Consider the following 22,690-nt stretch of genomic DNA (forward strand, 5'->3'; position numbering starts at 1 on the left):
CCGTGCTCAGGGGTGGCCAACGACACACGAATTCCACTGTCTCCGTGCGGGGGCGCTCGGTAGCCTCGATGAGGACTTCCGTGCGACAACCAAGGGACACACATGCGCATCTCCGTGATCGGAACGGGCTATCTCGGGGCGGTGCACGCCGCGGGGATGGCCGAACTCGGCTTCGATGTGGTCGGGGTCGACATCGACGCGGCCAAGGTCGAGTCGCTGAACCAGCGCCGGATGCCGTTCTATGAGCCCAACTCTGATCCGCTGCTGGACAAGCACGTTGGAAAGGGGCTGCGGTTCACCACCGACATGGCCGAGATCGCCGATGCTGACGTCCATTTTGTCTGCGTTGGCACCCCGCAGCGCAAGAACAGCCTCGCCGCGGACATGGCCTTTGTGAACTCCTCGATCGACGCCATGATCCCCTTCCTCAAGGACGGCTCGCTGGTGGTGGGCAAGTCCACCGTGCCGGTTGGCACCGCCGAGAAGCTGGCCGAGCGGATCGAGGTCGCCACGCCGGAGAGCGTCTCGGTCGAGCTGGCGTGGAACCCCGAGTTCCTGCGCGAGGGCTTCGCGGTCCAGGACACGCTGCACCCGGACCGTCTGGTGTTCGGCGTCAACGGCGACAACGCCGAGGGCATCCTGCGCGAGGTCTATGCCCGCGCCATTGGTGACGACACCCCGGTCGTGGTCACCGACCTGCCGACCGCCGAGCTGGTCAAGGTCGCTGCCAACTCGTTCCTGGCCACCAAGATCTCGTTCATCAACGCGATGGCCGAGATCTGCGACGTGACTGGCGCTGACGTCACCGCGCTGGCTGACGCGATCGGCCACGACGAGCGGATCGGCCGCAAGTTCCTCAATGCCGGGGTCGGCTTCGGCGGCGGCTGCCTGCCCAAGGACATCCGGGCGTTCAGCGCGCGGGCGTCCGAGCTGGGCGCCGGTCAGTCACTGGCCTTCCTCAACGAGGTGGACGCCATCAACCTCAGGCGCCGCGAGCAGGTGGTCAACCTGGTGCGCGAGCACCTCGGCACGCTGCACGGACGTCGGGTTGCCGTGCTCGGCGCGGCCTTCAAGCCGGACTCCGATGACGTGCGTGACTCGCCCGCGCTGTCCATCGCCGGTCAGTTGCACCTGGCCGGCGCACAGGTCAGCGTCTATGACCCCAAGGCGATGCCCAATGCCGCCCGGATCTTCCCCACGCTCAACTATGCCGACTCCGCGACCGAGGCCATCGCCGACGCCGAGGCCGTGCTGCACCTGACCGAGTGGCCCGAGTTCCGCGAGCTCGACCCGGCAGTGATCGGCGCCGACGTGGCCAACAAGCTGATGATCGACGGCCGCAACCTGCTCGACCGCGACGCCTACCGCCAGGCCGGGTGGACCTACGTCGGCCTCGGCCGCCCCTGAGCCCACGCCGCGGCGCCGGTCTCCCCCAGGTCCGCCAGGGGCAGCTCGAGCGCCTTACCCCGCGCCCAGCAGCGTGCAGCCAAACCGGCAACGTGGGGATGCCCGAGGAGGCGCACCGCGCTGACCTGCGCCTTGGCAAAAGAGCCTTCGACATAGCCTGTTTGAATGCACGGCCGGAGCGAGTGGTGGAGCGGGCGACGGCGCGCTCGGTCACCCTAGAGCGCAACACGGCGCGCTCGGTCAGTGGGGGGAAGCGGCGGCCTCGAGGGCCGCGATGAACACGGGAGCGACGGTCTCCCAGTTGTAGCCCTCGGCTGCGGCGCGATGGCCCGCGCGGCCCAGCTCGGCCGCACGCTCCGGGTCGCGGTGCAGCCCCAGGACCGCATCGACCGTCGCCGAGACGTCCCTGAACGGCACCAGCACGCCAGCCCCGGTGCGGCGCAACAGTTCTGCCGGGACCGGCAGCGGGGTGCTGATCGCGGGGACACCGTGGGCGAGATACTCGATCACCTTGGTGGGCATCGAGTGCCGGAAGTTGGCCTCGTCGTGCAGCAGGGACAGGCCGGCGAGCGCCCCGTCGAGCATCGGCAGGGCCTTGTCGCTGGGCACGAACCCGTGCCACACGACGACCCCCTCCCGCGCAGCCTCGCGCAACGCAGGGACGGCCTCCCCGTGGGCCTGGCCGATGACGTGCACCCGCACGTCTCCGCTGGTCGCGGCCTCCAGGTGCCGACCGACGGCGATCAGTTCGTGCGCGCCGCGCTCGGCGGTGAGGGTGCCCAGATAGACGACCCGCTGGCGTCCCTCGTCGTCACGTCGGCCCGGCGGTATGGGGTGGATCGGCACGCGGGTGGTGTTGGGGACGACCGGGTGCTCCTTGCGGAACCTCCCGGCATATTCGTGCTCGGCCAGCAGCAGCGGCATCCGATCCTCGGCCCAGTGCTCCAGGCGGCGCACGCCCCAGGCAGCGGGCGAGCGCAGCGTGTCGGGCACCCAGGGGCGGACCTCCAGCGCAGCAGCGGTGTCCTCGTGCACGTCCCACACCACCGGCGGCAGGTCGCGCAGGCCCCGCACCGCGAGCAGCAGCTCGGCGTCGTGCAGGAGCACGACGTCGTGACCCGGTGCCTGGTCGCGCAGCAGCTGCCGGGCGGCCTTGAGTGCGGTCAGGCGGCGGCGCCCGGAGGCGCGCGGCACCTCGATCGGCACCAGACCCGGTATGCCGACGGGCCGGGTCAGTCCGTAGTCCGAGAAGGGCGCGGCGTAGGTCACGCGCCAACCCGCTGCGAGCAGCGACTCGATCTGTCGGTGGCGGATCCGGGCGTCGCCCGGGTGGTGGACGACGGTGACGACCAGGATGCGTCGCATCGTGCTCACCACCCTCCCTCCGGCTCCCAGCGGCGCAACAGATCCCGCGCCGCCTCCAGACCCTGCTCGTCGATGACGCGGTGCACCTCGGCATACCGCTCGCGCCAGACGTGCCTGTCCTCACCGTACTTGCGGGTGTAGAGGCCAGCGACCGGCTTTGGCTGGCCGTCGGCCAGCAGTCGGCCCTCGTCGATCCACAGCGCCCGATCGCACATGGACTCGATCGTGGCGGGAGTGTGGCTGACCATGAAGACGGTCCCGGCCTGCTGCCGGATCTCCTTGATCCGCGCGGTGGCGCGAGCCCGGAACTGAGTGTCACCGGTCGACAGCGCCTCGTCCACGACGAGGATGTCCGGCACGATCGCGGTGGAGATGGCAAACCGCAGGCGCGCGGCCATGCCGGAGGAGTAGGAGTTCATCGGCATGTCGATGAACTCACCGATGTCCGCAAACTCCACGATGTCGTCCTGCTTGGCCCGGATCTCGTCCGGCGACATGCCCATCGCCAGACACCCGATCCAGATGTTGCGCCGCCCGCTCAGCCTGGCGATCAGCACACCGTTGACGCCCAGGAGGGCGGCGCGGCCGTGGAGCCAGAGCCGGCCCGAGGTGGGCGGCACCAGGCCGGCAATGGTGCGCAGCAGGGTGGACTTGCCCGAGCCGTTGCGGCCGAGGACAGCGATCGACTCTCCCGGATAGGCCACGAAGGAGACGTCCTTGACCGCCGCGACCTCGCGCACCCCAACGCCCTGGGTGCTGCGGCGCAGCAGCCGCTTCAGGGCACCGGTCTCAGCGTCCTCGGTGTTGTCCTCGGCGGCGCGTCCGGGGCTGAAGACGCGATAGGTGATGCTGACGTGCGAGGCGATTACGGAGGGGACCCGGCCCGGGTCCGCGACGACGGCGTCCCGCTCAGACTCAGGCGCGGCCATAGGTGCCCTCCCCACGCCAGAAGTAAACGAAGCCCACGATCAGCAGCCCGAAGGCCCAGGCCAGGGCGACGGCCCAGGTCTGCCACTGGACGGGATACTCGGCCATCAACGGCTCACGACACAGCGTCAGCGCCACCGCGACCGGCTGGTATTCAAGGGCGTGGCCGACCCACGCCGGTGCACCGTCGAACCTTTCGATGGACACCTGGACGCTGAAAAAGACGCCGGACACATAGCGCAGCAGGCGGGTGATCAGCGACATCAGGTTGGACAGGTCCCGGAAGGCGTGGACCAGCCGCGAGCCGATCAGCGCGAAGGCCATGCACATCACGAGGACCACCAGCAGCGCCACCGGGAAGAGCAACCACTCGGCCGTGACCTCGTCCTCGGTGATCAGGGCGATGATCACGAGCACGACGAAAGCCGGGATCGCCGAGACGAAGTGGGCGAAGGTGACGGTCACGGGCAGGAGCAGCTTGGGGAAGCTCAGCGAGCGGATCATCTTGATCTTGCTCAGCAGAGACTTGCTGCCCGAGGCCAGCACCAGGCTGATCGGGATGAAGATGAACAACCCGATCGTCAGGAAGGTGACGAAGTTGTCGACGCCCTCCCGGGTGCCGATCAACACCCCGAAGATCAGATAGTAGGAGACGCCGAGCAGGATCGGGTTGATGAGCGCCCAGAGCCACCCGAGGTGGTTGTCCTGGTATTCGGAGACCACCTCCCCCTTGGCCATCGCCCAGGTCAGGTGACGGAACTGCCACAACTCCCGCAGGTAGGCAATGAACCCGGGACGGACTCCGGCCTCGACCAGCCCGTGTCGGGCAGCCAACGCCGCCGCATCCTCAGCCGGCAGGACCGGAGGCGAATACTTCGGGTCGGGCCCGACATCGGTCACAGCCGGCTGACCCGCTCGCTGCTGGTGGCCTTGCCACGGGTGTCGAAGAACCGGGTCGCGGCGTCGGCGAGGGCGTCGACGTCGTATTCACGGTGGTTTTGGACCAGGACGGTCAGGTCGGCCTCGGTCACGCCGGCCTGGGCGTCCTCGACGCGGGTCGCGGACTCGCCCAGGGCTCCCCAGGAGGCCACGTGCGGGTCGTGGAACTGCACGGTGGCGCCCTTGGCGACCAGGGCACGGGCCAGGGGCACGGCCGGGGACTCGCGCTGGTCGGCGATGTTGGGCTTGTAGGTCACTCCGAGCAGCAGGATCGTCGAGCCCTTCAGGGACTTGCCGTCCTCGTTGAGCAGGTCCTGGATGCGTGAGACGACATAACCGGGCATCCCGGAGTTGATCTCCTGGGCCAGCTCGACGAACCGGAACGGGTAACCCAACCGGGCCCGCACGTTGTGCGAGAGGTAGTTCGGGTCGATCGGGATGCAGTGTCCACCCACGCCGGGGCCGGGATAGAACGCCTGGAACCCGAACGGCTTGGAGGCTGCGGCGTCGATGACGTCCCACAGGTCGATGCCCAGCTCGTGACAGAACCGGGCCATCTCGTTGACCAGGGCGATGTTGATGTGGCGGTAGGTGTTTTCCAGCAGCTTGGCCGTCTCGGCCTCCCGGGTGCCCTTGGCCCGCACGATCGTGTCGACGAACTGCCCATAAAACGCCGCTGCGGCCTCGGTGCACGCCGGGGTCTGACCACCGACGACCTTCGGGGTGTTCTTGGCCCCGAACGTCTCGTTGCCCGGGTCGATGCGCTCCGGGGAGAACGCCAGGTGGAAGTCCGTGCCCGCGACCAGCCCGCCGGCCTCGAGCTTGGGGCGCACGACCTCATCGGTGGTGCCCGGATAGGTCGTGGACTCCAGGACCACGAGCATCCCGGGTTGCAGGTTGCGGGCCACCGCGTCAACAGCACCCTCGACCGCGCGCAGGTCCGGGCCGCCCTCGTCCGACAGTGGCGTGGGCACGCAGATCACGGCGACCTTGGCCGTGGCGATCTCCGCCTCGTCCGTGGTCGCGCGGAACCCGCCAGCGACCATCTCACCGATGTGCTCATCGGTCAGGTCATCAATGTGGGACGTCCCGGCGTTGAGGGCATCGACCACACCCTGATTGATGTCATAACCCAGGATCGTCAAGCCTGCCCGCGTGGCCTCCTGGGCCAACGGCAGACCGACATATCCCAGGCCGATAATGACGGCGTCTACGGCCACGAAGTGCTCCTTGCGTGTCTGTGGTCTCTGGTCCTGACGGCAGCGGCGCCCTCGGCCACCCCCGTGGTGGTGCCGCTCACCCGAGGGTGATTGGTCAGCGCCGGCCGATCGGTCCGGAGGTGCAGGGCAGCATATCGCAGCGACCTCTGCGAAATGGGGTCGAAGAGCTGTGTCCAACACCGCTGCGCGACGGATGTATTCCATCTCACGTGCCCCGTCCCGCCTCCGAGGCTTCCGGGCCGGGGCTGCCGTTGCGTGGCAGGATGTGCAGACCATGAGCCGAACCAGCCGTGACGTGGACGTGCTCCTCGTCTCCGATCTCCGCTTCCCCGGAGGCACGTCACACAGCATCGCCGCCGAGATCGAGGCGCTGCACGGCTCGGGCTATCGTGTCGGCCTGGTCCACCTCAATGGTCCCCTCGTCGCCCGCGTCGGCCCGGTCAACCCGGCCATTGCGGGCCTGGTCCGGGCGGGTGCTGCCAGTCTGCTCATCGGGTCGGCCCCGGTGACCGCCCGCCTCGTCGTCTTCCGGCACGCCGGCGTGCTGCAGGCGGCCGCCGACCAGTTGCCGCCGATCAGCGCGGAGCACGCGGTGATCCTGGCCAACTCCGGTCCGCAGGACGCTCGAGGCAAGAGTGTGTATGACGTGGGGCTGGCCGATCGTGCGGCTCGCCAGGCCCTGGGGCTGGATCCGCAGTGGGCCCCGATCGGTCCCCTGGTGCGGGACGAGATCAAGGACGTGGTGCCCGGTGGGCGCCTGATGGAGACGGACTGGGTCAACATCATCGATGTGGACGCCTGGGCGCCGTCGGCCCCCCGTGAGGAGTGGGCCGGGGACCGCCCGGTGATCGGTCGGCACAGCCGCCCCTCCGCCCAGAAGTGGCCGCGTGACGCGGCCACCCTCAAGGCGGTCTATCCCGTGGACGGATCCTGGGACGTGCGGGTCCTGGGCGGCGCCGACCCGGTCGAGCGACCGCTGCGCGGGATCCCGAAGGCGTGGACGGTCACCGAGTTCGGCGAGCTGAGCCCCCAGACCTTCCTGCAGAGCCTGGACTTCTTCGTCTACTACCACGACCCCCAGTGGGTGGAGGCCTTTGGCCGCACCATCCTGGAGGCCCTGGCGGCCGGAGCGGTCGCCGTCCTGCCGCCGCACTTCCGGGCGCTCTTTGGAGAGGCAGCGGTGTATGCCGAGCCCGCCCAGGTGCGCGAGGTGGTCGAGGGACTGCGGGCCAACCGACCGGCCTACGTCGCCCAGCGTGACCGCGCCCGCGCCCTGGTGCGCGAACGGTTCAGCTATGCGGCGCACGTCGAGCGCGTTGCCGCACTGATCGGCCCCCCTGCTCAGACAACCCAGACCCCGTTGACTCCCACCCAGTCAACCCAGGCCCCAGGTGAGGAGTCCGCGGCACGGGCGCCTCGGCATACGGCGGGTGGTCGTCGCTCCGGGGGTCCGCGGATCCTGCTGATGTCCAGCAACGGTGCGGGGATGGGTCATCTGACCCGGCTCTTCTCCTATGCGACGCGGCTGGAGGAGGGCACGCGGGCGCACATCGTCTCGCTGTCGCAGGCGGCGCCACTGGCGGGGCGGCTGGGGCTGAGCTATGAATACCTGCCCAGTGCCAAGGCGCTCGCGATGCCGCCCGGCCGGTGGCGGCCGATCTTTGCCGACCGCGTGGGGGATGCGCTCAACCGGTTCGACCCGGACGTCGTGGTCTTCGACGGGACCTGGCCCTATGGCGGCATGGAGGAGATCCGGGCCGCTCATCCGCAGGCGCACTGGGTGTGGTCGCGCCGCGGCATGTGGCGCGAGGGACGCAACACCGAGCAGTTGGCCAAGACCGCCTGGTTCGACAGCGTGCTGGAGCCGGGTGACCTGGCCGCCGACTATGACCGGGGCGTCACCGCCGAGGCTCCGTCGCACCGGGTGGGACCGGTGACCCTGCTCGACCCCGACGAGTTGGAGCCGCGGGCGCAGGCGCGCGAGGCGCTCGGACTGCCCGCCGACGGGCCGCTGGCGCTGGTGTCCCTGGGCGCTGGCAACATCAACGACACCGCCTCCGACGTCGGTGCTGCGATCCACGCCCTGTCCGGTCTGGGGGTCGGGGTGTGTGTCACCGTGCCCGACATCGCCTCCGCGGGGGCCGCTGCCGGTGAGGACATCCACCTGGTGCGTGACTATCCCCTCTCGCGCCGCTATGCCGCCTTTGACGTGGTGATCAGCGCCTCGGGCTACAACTCCTTCCACGAGTTGCTGCGGATGGGCGTGCCGACCCTGTTCGTCCCCAACACCGAGACCTCGCTGGACGACCAGGAGGCTCGGGCCCGGTTCGCCGCGGACCGCGGGTGGGCCCACCAGCTCCCCCAGCTCGGCGTCGACACCACGACCCCGCTGTTGGAGGATCTGCTCGAGCGCGGCACCGCCATGGCGGCCCAGGCCCAGGAAGCCGACCCGGGCAATGGCGCACGAGCGGCGGCGCAGTTCCTCACCGAGCAGGCGAGAGGGCGGCTCTGATGGCAGGCACACCCAGCTCAGGCACGTCCGGCTCCGGCAAGTCCGGCTCCGGGATGTCCGCGGAACGGCTGGCCCTGGCCCTCGTGCGCCGCGCCCGCCGGGTGCCGCGGGCCGAGGCGGCGGCACTGAAAGTGGCGTCCTCGCTGCGCGGCAACCAGTTGGCCCGCACTGCCGTGTCCCGCGCCTTCGACATGGATCTGGAGGGCATCGGCGGCACCGTCTTCGTCGACGGCGGCAACCTGCTCGCCGGCGAGGGTCTGGACAACGTGCCCGTCGTCGTGCTCTCCCTCGTCGGCACGCCCGCCGACCTGATGGAGCAGCGGCTGGAGGAGATCGGTCAGGAGCAGCTGCTGACCGGTGGGTTCCGGCCGGTGCTGATCATCGACGGCGACCACTTCTCCGCGGTCCGTGAGTTCGGGTGGCCGGTCGAGCTGGTCCTGAGCCGGGAGCAGTGGGACAGCGAGTCACACCTGCGCGACGAGAGCGGGTGGGACGCCTATCTCACCCGCCGCTATCAGGCGATCCGCCGCAACTATCGCGCGGCCGCCCTGCTCGAGTTTGGCCCGGAGCACCCGCTGACACTGACCTATCTGCACAGCCTGGGCCCCGCGACCCCCTGAGCCACCGCTCACGCCGTGGGCACCTGGGTCCCGCGACCCCCTGAGCCACCGCTCACGCCGTGGGCACCTGGGTCCCGCGACCCCCTGAGCCACCGCTCACGCCGTGCAGCCAAACAGGCGAAGTGGGGACACTCGCACCAACGCAACGCCCTGACCAGCACTTATACACAAGCTGGGTCGACGTCGCCTGTTTGGGTGCACACCCGGACGGGCGCTGACGGGCGTGGCCCTCGATCAGGCGCTGCGGTGGGCTGACGACCCGCCTCAGCCCTGAGCCGGCGGCAGGTGGCCACCGAAGCACCACTGGGCACAGTCGGCGGTGACGACCTCCCAGCCGCGGGGGTCCTCCTGACGGGACCGGTGCCCCTCTGGATAGTGGTTGGTCGCCAGGTGCAGACCGTGCAGGTTGCGCAGCGGACGGCCGTCGATGACGTCCAGGTCCAGCCGCCACCGCGCCTCGTCCCAGGCCCGGCCCATCGCGATGTCGTGATCCCGGCGATAGCGCTGCTTGCCGCCGGGAGCGCGGGTCAGCTCGCCCAGCACCGGGCCGTCGACGGTGTCATAGATGTCGACCCGGATGAACGGCACCGCGAGCGCCTTGGAGAGGTGCTCGGCAACACGGATGAAGTCACCCAGTGGCTCCGGCAGCGGGATCGACAGGTCGACCCTCGCGCCGGATGCGATGTCTTCTCCCAGGTCCTGGCCGCGAGCGTCGGTGTAGCGATAACGGGCATGGTCGAGGTTGGCGTGCACCGGCATCTGGCGCACCATCACCATGGTGACCTGGCCATAGTGCGCGTAGATCTTCACGTCGTCGGGGATCTCCTCGGCCGGCACTCGCTGCTGCAGGAAGCGCTCGGCAAAGAAGGGCGCCCCGGCCGACTTCCGCGTGGCCAGGCGCTCTTGCAGGTCCGCGGTGGACAGGACCTCGTCACCACCGATCACGGCATAGCGGTCTGCCTCGACGCGGCGCAGCGGGAACACCCCGTTGCCGCCGGCCCCCACGTCCGACTTCAGCACAAACACCTCGGGCAGGTCGGACAGGTCGATGTCCCGTGCGCGGGCCCACACGCCGAGGATGTCTGGCACGGCGACACCGTGACTGGCCGCCAACCGATAGTTGCGCAGCTTGCGGGGGATCTGCAGGGCTGGATGGAAGGCCTCGGGGTCGTGCGGACGCAGCACGTCGATGTTGCGGCGCAGCTCGAGCAGGTTGCGTCGAAACGACGGCGGGGTGCTGTCGAGGCGCTCGGGACGATCGATGGCGAGCTGCTCCTGCGCCCGTTTGCGCGCCGCGGTCTCCTTGGCCACCTGTCGGCGCAGGCGGCCGATCTTGTCGTCCCGTGCCGCGATCAGTTCCTCGGCGTGCACCGCCTGGCGCGCGCGTCTGGCGACCGGCCCGAGGACCGGGAGCCGGCGCAGGATCCCGCGGACCGAGCGGCCGGTCATGCCCCCGGCACCGTGCCCGGCAGGTGACCGCCATGACACCACTGGGCGCAGTCGGCGGTGACCACCTCCCAGCCCTTGGGGTCGGGCTGGTTCGACTGGTGTGAGGCGGGGTAGTAGTCCGGGATGGGGTGCAGACCATGCAGGTTGCGCAGGGGGCGACCGTCCACGACGTCCAGCTCCAGCCGCCACTGAGCCTCGTCCCAGGCCAGGCCCCATGCCGCATCGAGATCGTTGCGATAGCGCTGGCTGCCGCCCGGGCTGCGGGTGAGCTCGCCGAGGACCGGCCCCCGGGTCGTGTCATAGACATCGACCCGGATGAACGGCAGCGCAACGGCTCGTGACAGGTGCTCAGCGAGCCGGACAAAGTCCGCAAACGGTTCGGGCGCTGGGATCGAGGAGTGCACGGTGCGGTCTGGAGCCGCATCGCTGCCGAGGTCGCGCCCCTGAGCGTCCAGATAGCGATAGCGGGCCGTGCTCAGATCCGCGTGCAGCGGCATCTGCCGCAGCATGACCATCAGCACCTGGCCATAGCAGGCATAGATCTTCACGTCGTCCGGGATCTGTTCACCGGCCACGCGTTGGGTCAGGAACTCCTCCGCGAAGTAGGGGCCCCACACCGAGGGGTGGCCGGTCAGGAGGTCGACCAGGGAGTCCCGGGTGTAGGTCTCCTCGCCCCCCACCAGCTGGAACCGCTCGGCGTCGACCCGTCGCAACGGGAAGACGCCCTTGCCGCTGGACCCGATCTCGCCCTTGAGCACGAACTCGTCCGGGAGGCCGGACAGGTCGATCTCCTCCAGCCGGGACCACACGGCATACACCTGCGGGACCGGGACGCCGTGGCTGGCCGCCAGCCGATAGTTGCGCAGTTTGCGGGGGATCTGCATCGCCGGGTGGTGCCGGTCGGGGTCCAGGGCGCGCAGCGGCGCGGCACCGCGTCGCAACTCCTGCAGGTGCCTCAGGAACGAGCAGCCGGGGATGGCCTGCTCGGCAGCGCGCATCTCATCTCGCTCACGGCTGACCCGCCCGAGCTCCTCCTGCAGCGACGAGACCTCGGCCTGCGCTGCTGCTGCGTCCTGCGTCGCAGCGGCCAACCGGCCCCGCAGATCTGCGACCTGCCCGGCCCGCCGCTCGAGCAGGTCAGCGCGCCACCCGATGCCCGGAAGACGTCGCACCAGTGCGCTCCGTCGTGCAGAAGCCATCGTCCCTCCTTGTCCCCGCGCGGCACCTCAACCTGTCAGCGTCCCGCAGCCTACTCTTGACGCAGGGACAGCACAGAGAGGCGCATCAGTGATCGAGCACGCCGGAGCAGGCCGTGACGACCGTGACCAGGCCGTGGTCGACGGCGCCTTTGGCTGCGGCTATCTGGTGCTGGGTGGGACCCGTGCGAGCGCGCCCGACCTGGTGGCGGGATGGCCGGTCCACCGCCTGGGGTCGCTGAGTTATCACCTGCACCCGCGAGCCCGGCTGCACACGGTGATCCGCGACCACGGGCCCGGTCGCATCGTGCTGCTCGGCGACCCGGTCGACGTCGACACCGGCACGGTGGACGGCACAAGGATCGGGGAGACCGCGCTCGATGTGTGGGCATCGGGCGGTCTGTCCGCGGTCGTGCGTTACCTGGCCTACCTCGGTGGTCGGTGGACGGCCATCCTCGAGGCCAGCGCACCGGCCGACAGTCCGGCCCCCGCCGACATCACGGTGGTGCCGGACTGCCAGGCGACCCAGGCCGTCTTCTATTCCACCTCCGCCGGCATCGCGCTGGGCTCGCAGCCGGCACTCGTCGCCGCAGCAACCGGCGCGGGGCCGGACGAGGCCGCCGAGCAGATGCTGCAGGACCTGCGCGCGGCACGGCGCAAGGGCGTGGTCTTCCTGCCCGGCACGATGACCACCCACGAGCAGGTGTTGCCCCTGGTCCCGAACCACCTGTTGCGGATCCGCTTGCGGGACACCAGCGCCGAGGTCTCGCACGAGCGGTTCTGGCCCTTCCAGGACCGGGTCGAGATCACCGACACCGAACGGGTCACCCGCGAGTTCATCGACTACTTCCGCGAGCACACCCAGTTGTTGTGCAGCATCAACCGGCCGATCGTCAGTCTGACCGGCGGTCTGGACAGCCGGACGACGCTGGCTGCCGCCCTGCCTCACCTGCACCGCGACTCCTTCACGTTCACCTACTACAACCCCCGCGACGGACTGGTCGGTGAGGGTGCGCCCCTGGATGTCTTCACCGCCAACGCGCTGTCCAACGCGGTCGGCGTGCAACACCGCGTGCTCCGCTGGCGGCAACCAGCCAAGGGCAGCGTGTTCGCGCAGATCTATGACCGGACCTATCCCGTGCGGCGCGGGTCCACCGGTGCAGCGCACGCCATGTGGGCCGACCTGCCGCACGACGTGATCCACCTGCAGTCCATCGGCGCCGAGCTGGGCACGACCTTCTATGCCGCCCGCCCGGGGGTGCCGATCACCCCGCAGCGGCTGCTGGAGATCGTCACGGCTCGCCACGACCTGCCCGAGCAGATGGCCCACGACGCCTTCGCCGACTATCTCGACTACGCGCAGTTCAGCCAGTCGGCGATCGGTGGCTACGACTACCACGATGTCTTCTACTGGGAGCAGCGGATGGGCAAGTGGGGCTATCAGAAATACCAGGACGGCGACTTCTCCCACCGCATGCTGATGCCGTTCAACTCCCGCGGTCTGATCGAGATCATGCAGTCCCTGCCCTATCAGCAACGCGCCGACAAGGTGCTCCTGCAGGCCATGCTGGCGACGGTGCCGATGCTCAACGACGCCCGGCTGCCCCCGCACCTGCGCGCCGGCCCATCAGCCCCCGCCCCGGAGCCGATCACCTGGCGTGACCTGGTGGCGGCCCGTCCCCATGTGCGGCCCCGGATCCGCACGGCCCTGGATCGGGTGTCCGAGCACAGACGAGGTATGCCGTGAGCTCGCTGCCCGCCCGCGTCACCCGGCGCGTGGGCCGGCTGCGGGATCAGGTCGAGGAGAGCGTCCAGCAGCGGGTCGCCACGGTGCGTGCACGCGAGCAGTCCCACACGACGCAGGCGGACTCTGGCAACCTCGCGTTCGGTCACGGCTATCTGGTGCGGGCTCCGGGGGTGCCTCGCCCCCCGGAGGTTGCGGGGTGGCGCACCCGCACGATCAGTGGCTTCGTCTATCACGCGAGGGCCCGGATCACCGCCAGCCCGGTCAGCACCGGGGGTGCGGTCGTGCTCGTCGGCCGCGCCGTCGACGTGGACACCGGCAACGTCTCCCCGCAGCGCCTGACCGACGAGCTCTCCGAGCTGGCAGCTCAGAGCACCCAGGCCCTGATCCGGCGCGCCGCCTATCTCGGGGGGAGCTGGACCCTCTTTCGGCACAGTCCCGACGGTTCCTGCACGGTCCTCACCGATGCCCTGGCGAGCCAGCGGGTGTGGCACTCCCCCGACGCCCGGACGATCGGATCCTACGCCGCCCTCGTGCCCGACAGCACTGCGCTGCCGACGAACTCGCTGCTTCACGTGACGGGCACCGGCGAGGTGACCGTGCGTCGTTTCTATCCCTGGCCCGACACCGACCCGCCCGGGCAGGGGGCCCCGACGACGGACCTGGCGGCTGCCTATGCCGAGTTCCGCAAACGCGTCGTGGCCCACACGCGGCTGCTCTCCGACCTGGGCCGTCCCGGGTTGCCCCTGACGACTGCCCCCGCCAGCCGTGCGGTCCTGGCGGCCTATCTGCCGCACCGGCGCGACGGCGGCTACACCTTCACCTCCTTCGCCACCGAGTCCGCCCGCACGGGCCAGGATCAGGCCAACGAACTGTTCGAGGCCAGTCGCGTGTCCCACGAGCTCGGCATCGCCCACCGGGTGGTCCGCGCGGTCGTGCCTCCCTGGGGGGACTCGTTCTCGGTCGCCTATCGCCGCACATTCCCGCAGGGCACGTCGCTGGCCAGTGCCTTTGCCCGGCACACCCTGCCCCGTGACACCGTCGAGCTGCACGCTGCCGGCGCCGACGTCGTGGATCTGCAGTCGTGGGAGCAACTGGGTCAGGACTATCTCGAGGGCGACCTCGCCCACCGGGTCCTGCTGCCCTTCAACGACCGGAGGCTGCTGGAGATCATGCTCAGCCTCCCAGCCGAGCAGCGCACCAAGGGACTGTTGGTCAACCGGCTGGCCGCCGAGCTGGACGTGGCCTAACCTGTGGCGACATGCGAACGCATGACGAGATCGAGATGGTCCAGGACCTCGCCGCCTACCGACAGGCGAAGGCGGACGACGATGGCACCCGCGTTCCGCTCGATGAACTGCGTGCCGACCTGACCCCGTCTACGACTGATATCGCCCCAGCTCGGCCTGCCCCGTCGGCTGATCCGACGGTGGCGTCCCCGGCCCAGCACTGACCGCTGGGTCAGCGACGGACCAGGCCTCACTAGCAGCCCAGCCCTGGGGGAGCGTGATCGCGGAGAGGCCTCCCTGCGCCTCGCGAGTCACAGGGGAGGCCGCCAGGTCTTGCTGCTCGTGGACGGACCGTATGCCGTGGGCCCGGGTTGCGGTGTGCACCAACCCGTCACGCGTTGTCACCACGCTGCTCACCGCAGGTGGCGCGGTCGCCAGGAGGGCATCAGGGAGGCTGTCCCCCGGGTGCAGCGCCAACTGCTCCCCGAGCCACTGCGCCACCACCTCCTCAGCGCCTGGCACGTGCACGACCCTGAGGTGGTCCGCGCGGCTCGCGTCGGCAGCTGACCTCAGTGGAACCTGACGCGTGACCCGGTGCCCTTCCTCCCCTTGCCCCTCGACCGTGGTCTCCACGGTCGCGACCTGCGTCGGCTCCGGTCGCAGCAGCGCCCTGATCCGGGCCACAAAACCCTGGTGCCCGAAGCGCTCCTGGACCCGGGCCCGAGATCTGGTGACGCGATCGGCATACAACTGTGGGTCGGCGACATAGGCGGCGATCAGGCCCTGGGCCTCCCCTGGCAGGGCGTAGTCGATGGTGTCGCCGAAGACCGGCTCGTGCTTGGGGTGCGCGATCGTCAGGACACCGCTGGCCGCGGCCTCCAGGATCGTGCGCCCGAAGGCCTCGTGCATCGCCGGGTTGTCGAGATAGAGGAAGAAGTCGAGCTCCCCGAGGAACTCCACGACGTCAATCTTCTTGTGTCGCAGCACGACCCAGTTGTCGGGCAGATCCTCCAGTGTCTGTTCCTGAGCCCGGAGGAGCTTGGCCAGGGTGTTCTGCGCCCCCATCATCCGGACCTCATAGCCGGCCGGGAAGTCATAGCCGCGATGGATGTCGGCGAGAGTGGGAGCAAACTTGATGACGTTGTCGCGCGAGTAGCGCCCCACGACGACCGGTGCGCCGTCACGGCCGGGGGCCGCGTGCTCGCGCACGGTCCAGGCATCCACGTCGATCAGGCCGGGGTTGTCCCACGGGGTGAGCGCCAGCTCAGGATCCTGCTCCAGCAGCACGCGCCGGATGACCGGTCCCTGCGGCACCCACACCGGGTCCTGCCCGAAGAGCTCCCGGGTGCGGTCGGTCACGTCGCTCACGACATAACGCTGGTCGGAGCCGTCCGGCTCCAGCGGAGCCTGGTTGGCCATGATCAGGACGTGCTGCGCCCGCAGGGTGCGACGTCCTGGCAGCGGGGGGTATTGCAGGATCGGGGGATAACGGATCATCAGCACGTCGACGTCCACGTCGTCGTCCGGGTGGATCCACTCCACGGCACCACTGTTGACCAGCTCGGTGACCGGATCGCACAGCGGAAAGTCCTTCACGGTCATGAACCGGAAGGCCTCCAGGTGCATGATCGCCACGGTCAGGCCGCCCGCCCGGGCGGCGGCAATCTCCTCCATCATCGAGGCCTGCGGGCCGCCCCACCTGCGCCAGTCACCGGCCAGGCACAGGTCGATGTGCCGCTGCGCCGTGAGGTCGGGCGCCAGCGGCTTGGCCCACCGGCGCGGCTCGGGGAAGCGGCGCGGCGCCCCGGGATCGACGAAGCTGTCGGCCTCCTCACCGCTGGCGATGCGCTGGTGCCACGGGGTGTAGGCGCACTTGTAGGCGTGCCGCGCGCTGTGGCGCCACCCGCGAGAGAACTCGCTGGAGGAGAGCGTGTCGCCACCGCGCAGGAAGGTGACCACCACCGGCAGGTCGTGCACCGCGTGCTCGCCGAAGGCGGCCTGGATGCGGCGGGCAAACTCGGTGTCGGCGCTCTTGCTGGTCGGGTCGAAATAGCCGATCCGGTCCAGGACCGGGTGCGTGCGCACCAGCAGCGACGGAGCCGAGGTGACACGGGGCAGATAGCCGGGCCGGTTGAGCTCGAGCTGCTCGCTGACCCGGACCCCCTGGCCTCGGGTCGCCATCGTGCCGGGCTGCGCCAGCATGGTGGCCACCCCGACCTCGATCGCCTGCGGGTGCAGCCAGTCGTCGGAGTCGAGCACCGTGAAGAAGTCGCCGCGGGCCTGCCGCAGGCCGGTGTTGCGGGCCCGGTAGGTGCCGCCATTGACCGCCTTGCGGATCACCCGGATGCGAGGGTCAAGGCGCTCCGCCTGAGCCAACAGCTCGGCAAACTCCGACCCCGACGCGTCGTCGACGACGAGGATCTCCAGGTTGTCCCACGTCTGCTCGATCAGGGACCGCAGGGCGGTGAGCAGCGGGGGGCCGGGACGAAACGAACTCATCAACACTGTGACCAGGTGGGTCGCGGCGACCCTCGAGGCACCCGGAGCTGACAAGCGGTCAAAGACCGTGCTCTCCCCACCCGGGTCCGGCAGCAGCGCGAGCGGCGCCATGCCCTCACTGCCCAGGGCTCGCTCCAGTGCCCCCAGCCAGCCAAGTGTCGAGGTGCCGTCCGCGAAGAGAGCCGGGTTGGCCAGGTCCGTGGTGACCGCCTCTGACATCGGCTCGCGGACCGCCGGGTGGGCGACCAGCTCCCGCGCGGCCGTCGCATCACGGTCGGCCACGCGGAGCTGGAGCAGCAGCTCGGTCACCCTCTCGGGCAGCGCGTCGGTGTGGCCCGCGGCCACGACCGCCTCGATCGCGGCGCGGCCAGCGGCACGCTCGTCCGGCAGGCCGGTCTGCAGGGCGAGCACCTGCCCGTAGGACCCGACCCAGGAGGGGTCCATCCCCTCCACCAGGGCCGGCCACGGCGCACCGCTGCGCGCCCAGTCCTCCACCTCGTCGCGACCGTGCCCGGGCCAGGCCAGCTCGGCCAGGACCTCTCGGGCGTGCACTGACTTGGTCCGCAGCGCCGTCGACACCAGGGCACCGGGGTTGCGCAGCGCAAACCCCGTGTGGTCCCGGGCCACCTGATCGCGGGTGGCCACCACCGGCCCCGCGGTCGGGCGCGGTCCTGCGGTCACTCCTGGTCGTCCCTGGGCTCCCGGGCGCTCTCGCCCTGGGACCGCAGTTGTGCGAGGGCCTCGTCGACCGAGGTCTGCATGCGGTCCAGCCGGCCGGTGTATTGCGCCTGCAGAACCCGCACGGCGCCTGTGATGTCAGCGTCGGAGACAGTCGGCGGGGTGGCGGCGGAGGTGGGGACCGCAGCGCCGCGCGCGACCTCAGCGCGGATATAGGGACGCAGGCCACGCACCCGGCGGTCGGCATCCATCGCCACGATCAGCACGGCGCTCAGCAGCAGCATCGCGGCCCCGACGACCAGCCACCACCACTCCTGGAGCGCTCCGACCACGGCCACCACGGTGAGGACTGCGGCCAGGGCGGCACCCGCCAGCACGAACGTGGATCTCATCGCGTCCTCCTCGGCCTCGTCGGCAGCCTCGGGCGGGACCTGCCGCGAGCCTGATCGTGTCGCCAGCACGCTACCGCGTAACGTTTCGGGTGCCCGCACAACCCACCGAGGGAGACGAGCATGCCCGACGCATCCGCCGCCACGGTGCCAGCGCCACGCCTGCCCTCCCCGCCGCAGGACCAGCCCGGCTATCGCACCGCCTGGCAGCTGTGGCACAGCGCGGAGCACCCCGACGCCCTGGCCCACCTGACCCTGCGCTCGAAGTCGCCCGTCGTCCTGGATGCCCTTGCCCTGGCGGGGACCGGTGGCGCCCTGACCCTGGCCCAGCTGCGGGCCGCGACCGGGCCCCGCCTGCTGCCCGACCGCGCCCGCGAGCTCGCCGCGCTCGCTCTCGCGCTGGCCGGGATGGGCCGGTCGGTCGAGGACCTGCACCTGGCCACCGACCTCTATCTGGAGCTGCGAGCCGGCGGCGCACTGCCGACTCTCTCCCCGATCCACCACCAGGCCGTGGGCCAGGCGCTCTTCCTGTCCGGTCGCCACCAGGTCCTCCGGGAGGTGGTGAGCGACCTGCCCAAGCTGCCCGACGGCATACGGCTCGATCTGGAGACCGACCTGACCAACCCCCACCTGTCCGGTGACCCGGTGCCTGCCCAGGACCATGCGCGCTGGGTGGAGCTGCTGGGCGCGCGCTTCCGGCACGCCGGTCTGGAGACGCCACGCGTCGAGGGGACGGCCGACCACCTTTTCGACCGGCTCAGCACCGACCCTGCGCTGGGCGGCACGGTGACGTCGGGGCCACTGGTGACCGTGATCATGCCCTGCTTCCAGCCCGACGAGGGGCTGCTCACCTCGATCGCCTCGATCAGCAACCAGACGTGGGGCGACCTGGAGATCCTGGTGGTCGACGACGCCTCCGGAGCGGGCCACGAGGAGATCTTTGCCCGGGCGGTCGCCTCAGACGAGCGCGCCCGGCTCGTGCGCATGGAGCGCAACGGCGGCAGCTATCTGGGGCGCAACGCGGCCCTGGAGCAGGCTCGGGGTGAGTTCATCACCTTTCAGGACGCCGACGACTGGTCCCACCCGAGACGGCTTGAGCAGCAGGTCCGGCTGCTCCTTGACGACGACGCGGCCCCGGCAAGCCGCAGCCAGGCAGTGCGGGCCAAGGACGACCTGACCCACCAGTGGTTCGGCTATCGCTCCCTGCGCGACAACGCCTCGAGCCTGCTGCTGCGACGGTCGGTCATCGAGGCGATCGGGCCGTTCGCGCCGATCCGCAAGGGCGCCGACTCTGAGTATGCCGAGCGCGTCACCTCTCGCGTCGGTCCCGTCCTGGACACCGGGACGCCACTCGCGATCACCCGACTGCGCACGGGCACACTGTCGCGCGGTGATTTCACCTATCAGTGGTCCACACCGGAACGGCTGGTCTTCAAGGGAAGCTATCGGGCGGCGCACCGTCGCGACGACCTGAGCTTTCCCGTTCCTCGTTCATTTCTGCGAGGTCTGCCGCACGCCCCGACGTGGGAGTCCGTGCCGGTGGCCTATCTGGGTGACCTGTCCGGCGACCCGACCTCTGCCGCAGAGTCCGCTGCGACGAGAAAGTCGGCTGAGGTGGGGGCGCGGTTGTGGCGTGAGATGGACGGGCTGCCGGAGGACCCGACCGCTGCCCTGCCACGGGTGGGCCTGTGGCACCTGGAGTCACCGACGCCGCCGCAACGCAAGCGCGCGGAGATGCACGACGTCTGGTTCGACCGCATCGTCGCGTCGGCGGGCCAGTTGGTGCCGCTGACCCGGTTGGAGCCGGTGGTCGTGGAGCGGCTCGTCGTGCTCGACCCCGCCGTCCTGCTCCTGGCCGGGGCCCAGCCCGTGCGCCTGGAGGTCTCCCGCGTGGAGGTGCGGCTGTCACCCGCGGTGCTCGAGCCGGACGTTTCAGGCCTCGCGGTTGACCTGCTCGAGGTCGGGGACGTGTGTCGGTCCGCCTGGGGCACCGCGCCACGCTGGGTGGCCGAGCCCGGGTTGGCTGACGCTGAGCGTTCGGCCCTGGAGGATCTGGTGCCGGGCCTCATCAGTCCATGACAAGGCGTGGATCGGCCTCTGGAGCCTCAGGGCTCGACGAGGGGCGTCAGATAGGCCGCGAGCGGCTCGGTCAACACCTCAGCGAACGTCGCCGTGATGTGTGAGCCCTGGCGATAGGTCAGCACGTTGCGATAGACACCCACGCACTCACCGCCCGGGCACACCCAGGGCCCCATGTCGACGAAGGTCGCGTCGTCCACCTGCGCCGCGGCGTCCTGCAGGACCTGCGAGCCCGGCGACGCGGCATACGGCCAGGAGCACTCAGCGGGATCGTCGCGGTGCTCGTCGACGCACTCATAGACCGGGCCGATGGGCGGGGAGGGGGTGTCGGACAGGGCGATGACTGGGACGCCCTCGTCGGCCAGGGCCTGCCAATAGCGCACGTAGCCGTCGGTGAGCCCCTCAGCGGTTGGCTCGCCAGGCTCGTCACCGACCAGGCCGGTGCTGCGCACTCCCGACGTGAGCACCACGTCGGGTCGCTCCTCCCCCGTCAGCCGGTCCAGCACGTCCTGACCCCAGGCCCGGCAACTGGTGTAGGGCTCGCCCTGCGCGGTGTCCTGCAGTGAGTCCGCGAAGGAGCAACTCTGTTTGGTGTAGGTGCGGATCAACCAGCCCTGTTCCTCCCCGATCCGCTCCAGGGCCGGCACCCACTGGGCCGCCTTGGAGTCCCCCACGACGGCCACCACCACGTCGCTGTCGAGGTCTCCGAAGTCGCACGGCTCGGAGGTGTCGTCCGCCTCCGCAATCTGGCAGCCGGACGCATACAGCCCGGGCACGTCGGCCGTCGCCTGGAGCGGGTCCGGTGTGATCTGGTCGAAGAAGGGCTCGTCGCCCGGCTGCTCAGCCTCCGGGAGCGGCAGACCCGCGACCGCTGGCTCGTCGAGCTCGTCCTCCCCCGGGTCTGCCGTCGTCAGTGCCTCGTCCTCGCCGGGACCGGCCGTCGACTCTGCCCCGTCCTCCCCCGGCGCGCTGCTGACCGCCGCATCGTCCGAGGACCACTGCGCCCCGGTGGACTGCCCACCGGCGGACGACCCACCCAGGGCACCCACGATCAGCAGGACCCCGGCCAGGACCGCGGCGAGCGAGCAGTTCAGACCCACGGACACGGCATACCGCGGTGTCGTGCTGAGCGCCCGCGCATAACGGAGCGGAGACTCCACGACGGTGTGGGCGAGCCAGGCGGGCAGAAAGGAGACCGCGACGATGCCCAGGCCCACCCACACCGTCGGGGTGCCTTGCTCCCACTCCCAGAACCGCAGCAGCGGCCAGTGCCACAGATAGAGGGAGTAGGACAGACCCCCGACCCAGACGAAGGGGGCGGTCCCGAGCAGCCCCGCCGGCCCCCAGCGCTTGGCGCGGAAACCGCCCGCGATGACGGCCGCCGTCCCCAGGACCGGGGCCAGCGCCCAGTGACCGGGCCAGGGCGTGGTGGCGTCCACCAGGAACGCACTGGTCAGCAGCAGGCCCAGCCCGAGCCAGGCCACCAGACCCGCGACGAAACGTGGCCAGGTCTCCAGACGTGCCGCCCCGAGCGCGAGCAGCCCACCGACACCGAGCTCCCACAGACGGGTCGGCGTGACGAAGAAGGCCTCGCTGGGGTGGGACTGGGTGTAGACGATCGAGAAGACCAGGGACGGCACCACGATGAGCAGCAGCAGACCCAGCGCCAGGTGGCCTCGTCGCGGGGTGCCGGACACGTGCTTGCTGGCCGAGCGGCGCTGGCGCAGCCGCCACAGCCCGATCAGGGCCAGGATCACCAGGGGCCACAGCAGATAGAACTGCTCCTCCACGGCCAGCGACCAGAAGTGCAGGACCGGGGACGGGGCGACGTCCTCGGCCAGGTAGTCCACCGAGCGCGCGGCGAACACCCAGTTCACGACATAGGCGCCCGCCCCCACGATGTCGCCGCCGATGCTCTGCCAGTGCACCCTCGGCGCCAGCAACCACGCCACGACCGCCGTGACGACCAGCACCAGACCGGCCGCGGGCAACAGCCGCTTGGCGCGCCGGCCATAGAACCGCCACAGGGACAACCGGCCGGTCGACTCGATCTCGCGCACCAACTGGTTGGTGATGACGAAACCGGAGACCACGAAGAAGACGTCGACGCCGACGAAACCACCGGAGAGCTGCGTGACTCCGGCGTGATAGAGGAGCACCAGGAGCACGGCGATAGCCCGCAGGCCCTCGATGTCGCCGCGGAAAGGGGACCCCCCAGAGGACCCGCTGCCGGGCCGGGGCCGGGGTTGGCGGGTCTGTTGCACGTTCTCGTCAATGGAGGCAGGCACGAAGGCATCGGGTCGGGGGTCTGGGCAGCGCATATCGTCTCACGCACCACGTGACCCCAAAACTTTCTGCACATCCCGTGCAACCTTTGCGCCACCAGGTAGCGTCTGGCACCAGGAGAGCACACATTCCGAGGCAACGGGGAGCAGGG

The 22,690-nt window shown here is 70.2% G+C and carries 15 protein-coding genes; 6 read left to right on the top strand and 9 right to left on the bottom strand.

Going from position 1 to position 22,690, the window contains the following annotated elements:
- The first annotated feature begins 102 nt into the window (after positions 1–102).
- The gene (locus tag NF556_RS21080; protein WP_252593331.1) at positions 103–1,407 is read left to right on the top strand and encodes a UDP-glucose dehydrogenase family protein; all 1,305 of its coding nucleotides are present in this window, start codon (positions 103–105) and stop codon (positions 1,405–1,407) included.
- 240 nt (positions 1,408–1,647) lie between these two features.
- On the opposite strand, the gene NF556_RS21085 is transcribed toward NF556_RS21080, so the two are convergent.
- The 4 genes from NF556_RS21085 to NF556_RS21100 are packed head-to-tail and all read right to left on the bottom strand — an operon-like array spanning position 1,648 to position 5,858.
- Entirely contained in the window at positions 1,648–2,772 is a 1,125-nt protein-coding gene (locus tag NF556_RS21085; protein ID WP_252595882.1) for a glycosyltransferase, read from the bottom strand.
- Positions 2,773–2,777: 5 nt separating this feature from the next.
- Positions 2,778–3,701, bottom strand: coding sequence for an ABC transporter ATP-binding protein (locus NF556_RS21090; RefSeq protein WP_252593334.1), 924 nt, complete (start codon positions 3,699–3,701; stop codon positions 2,778–2,780).
- On the bottom strand, positions 3,688–4,599 hold the full coding sequence (locus tag NF556_RS21095; protein ID WP_252593336.1) for an ABC transporter permease: 912 nt from the start codon (positions 4,597–4,599) through the stop codon (positions 3,688–3,690). The genes NF556_RS21090 and NF556_RS21095 overlap by 14 nt, the downstream gene beginning before the upstream one ends.
- Complete coding sequence (locus NF556_RS21100; protein WP_252593337.1) at positions 4,596–5,858, bottom strand: nucleotide sugar dehydrogenase; 1,263 nt, start codon at positions 5,856–5,858, stop codon at positions 4,596–4,598. Before NF556_RS21100 ends, NF556_RS21095 begins: the two co-directional genes overlap by 4 nt.
- 274 nt (positions 5,859–6,132) lie before the next feature.
- Here NF556_RS21100 and NF556_RS21105 point away from each other — a divergent pair, with 274 nt between their 5' ends.
- Entirely contained in the window at positions 6,133–8,370 is a 2,238-nt protein-coding gene (locus tag NF556_RS21105; RefSeq protein ID WP_252593339.1) for a glycosyltransferase, read from the top strand.
- Positions 8,370–8,990: a hypothetical protein gene (locus NF556_RS21110; RefSeq protein WP_252593340.1), complete on the top strand. Its 621-nt coding sequence runs from the start codon at positions 8,370–8,372 to the stop codon at positions 8,988–8,990. The genes NF556_RS21105 and NF556_RS21110 overlap by 1 nt, the downstream gene beginning before the upstream one ends.
- A 264-nt stretch (positions 8,991–9,254) precedes the next feature.
- On the opposite strand, the gene NF556_RS21115 is transcribed toward NF556_RS21110, so the two are convergent.
- Positions 9,255–10,439, bottom strand: coding sequence for an ATP-grasp fold amidoligase family protein (locus NF556_RS21115; protein ID WP_252593343.1), 1,185 nt, complete (start codon positions 10,437–10,439; stop codon positions 9,255–9,257).
- Entirely contained in the window at positions 10,436–11,638 is a 1,203-nt protein-coding gene (locus tag NF556_RS21120; RefSeq protein ID WP_252593345.1) for an ATP-grasp fold amidoligase family protein, read from the bottom strand. Before NF556_RS21120 ends, NF556_RS21115 begins: the two co-directional genes overlap by 4 nt.
- Positions 11,639–11,726: 88 nt before the next feature.
- On the opposite strand from NF556_RS21120, the gene NF556_RS21125 reads away from it, so the two are divergent.
- Together NF556_RS21125 and NF556_RS21130 are read left to right on the top strand one after the other, a co-directional pair.
- Entirely contained in the window at positions 11,727–13,382 is a 1,656-nt protein-coding gene (locus NF556_RS21125) for a hypothetical protein (protein WP_252593346.1), read from the top strand.
- Positions 13,379–14,629, top strand: coding sequence for a hypothetical protein (locus tag NF556_RS21130; RefSeq protein WP_252593348.1), 1,251 nt, complete (start codon positions 13,379–13,381; stop codon positions 14,627–14,629). The genes NF556_RS21125 and NF556_RS21130 overlap by 4 nt, the downstream gene beginning before the upstream one ends.
- Before the next feature lie 129 nt (positions 14,630–14,758).
- On the opposite strand, the gene NF556_RS21135 is transcribed toward NF556_RS21130, so the two are convergent.
- The gene (locus tag NF556_RS21135; protein ID WP_252593350.1) at positions 14,759–17,788 is read right to left on the bottom strand and encodes a glycosyltransferase; all 3,030 of its coding nucleotides are present in this window, start codon (positions 17,786–17,788) and stop codon (positions 14,759–14,761) included.
- Positions 17,785–18,177 (bottom strand): hypothetical protein, encoded by a 393-nt coding sequence (locus NF556_RS21140; protein ID WP_252593352.1) that lies wholly within the window; start codon positions 18,175–18,177, stop codon positions 17,785–17,787. Before NF556_RS21140 ends, NF556_RS21135 begins: the two co-directional genes overlap by 4 nt.
- Positions 18,178–18,297: 120 nt before the next feature.
- Here NF556_RS21140 and NF556_RS21145 point away from each other — a divergent pair, with 120 nt between their 5' ends.
- The gene (locus NF556_RS21145; RefSeq protein WP_252593354.1) at positions 18,298–20,253 is read left to right on the top strand and encodes a glycosyltransferase family A protein; all 1,956 of its coding nucleotides are present in this window, start codon (positions 18,298–18,300) and stop codon (positions 20,251–20,253) included.
- 26 nt (positions 20,254–20,279) lie between these two features.
- On the opposite strand, the gene NF556_RS21150 is transcribed toward NF556_RS21145, so the two are convergent.
- The gene (locus NF556_RS21150) at positions 20,280–22,541 is read right to left on the bottom strand and encodes an acyltransferase family protein (RefSeq protein WP_252593357.1); all 2,262 of its coding nucleotides are present in this window, start codon (positions 22,539–22,541) and stop codon (positions 20,280–20,282) included.
- Between the last annotated feature and the right edge of the window lie 149 nt (positions 22,542–22,690).

Origin of the sequence: Ornithinimicrobium faecis, from assembly GCF_023923225.1 — a bacterium.
In the GTDB taxonomy this organism is placed as follows: domain Bacteria; phylum Actinomycetota; class Actinomycetes; order Actinomycetales; family Dermatophilaceae; genus Ornithinicoccus; species Ornithinicoccus faecis.

Coding starts and splice junctions, on each gene's coding strand:
- NF556_RS21140 (WP_252593352.1), bottom strand. CDS start 18,177: ATGAGATCCACGTTCGTGCTGGCGGGTGCCGCCCTGGCCGCAGTCCTC.
- NF556_RS21085 (WP_252595882.1), bottom strand. CDS start 2,772: ATGCGACGCATCCTGGTCGTCACCGTCGTCCACCACCCGGGCGACGCC.
- NF556_RS21120 (WP_252593345.1), bottom strand. CDS start 11,638: ATGGCTTCTGCACGACGGAGCGCACTGGTGCGACGTCTTCCGGGCATC.
- NF556_RS21115 (WP_252593343.1), bottom strand. CDS start 10,439: ATGACCGGCCGCTCGGTCCGCGGGATCCTGCGCCGGCTCCCGGTCCTC.
- NF556_RS21090 (WP_252593334.1), bottom strand. CDS start 3,701: ATGGCCGCGCCTGAGTCTGAGCGGGACGCCGTCGTCGCGGACCCGGGC.
- NF556_RS21080 (WP_252593331.1), top strand. CDS start 103: ATGCGCATCTCCGTGATCGGAACGGGCTATCTCGGGGCGGTGCACGCC.
- NF556_RS21145 (WP_252593354.1), top strand. CDS start 18,298: ATGCCCGACGCATCCGCCGCCACGGTGCCAGCGCCACGCCTGCCCTCC.
- NF556_RS21110 (WP_252593340.1), top strand. CDS start 8,370: ATGGCAGGCACACCCAGCTCAGGCACGTCCGGCTCCGGCAAGTCCGGC.
- NF556_RS21105 (WP_252593339.1), top strand. CDS start 6,133: ATGAGCCGAACCAGCCGTGACGTGGACGTGCTCCTCGTCTCCGATCTC.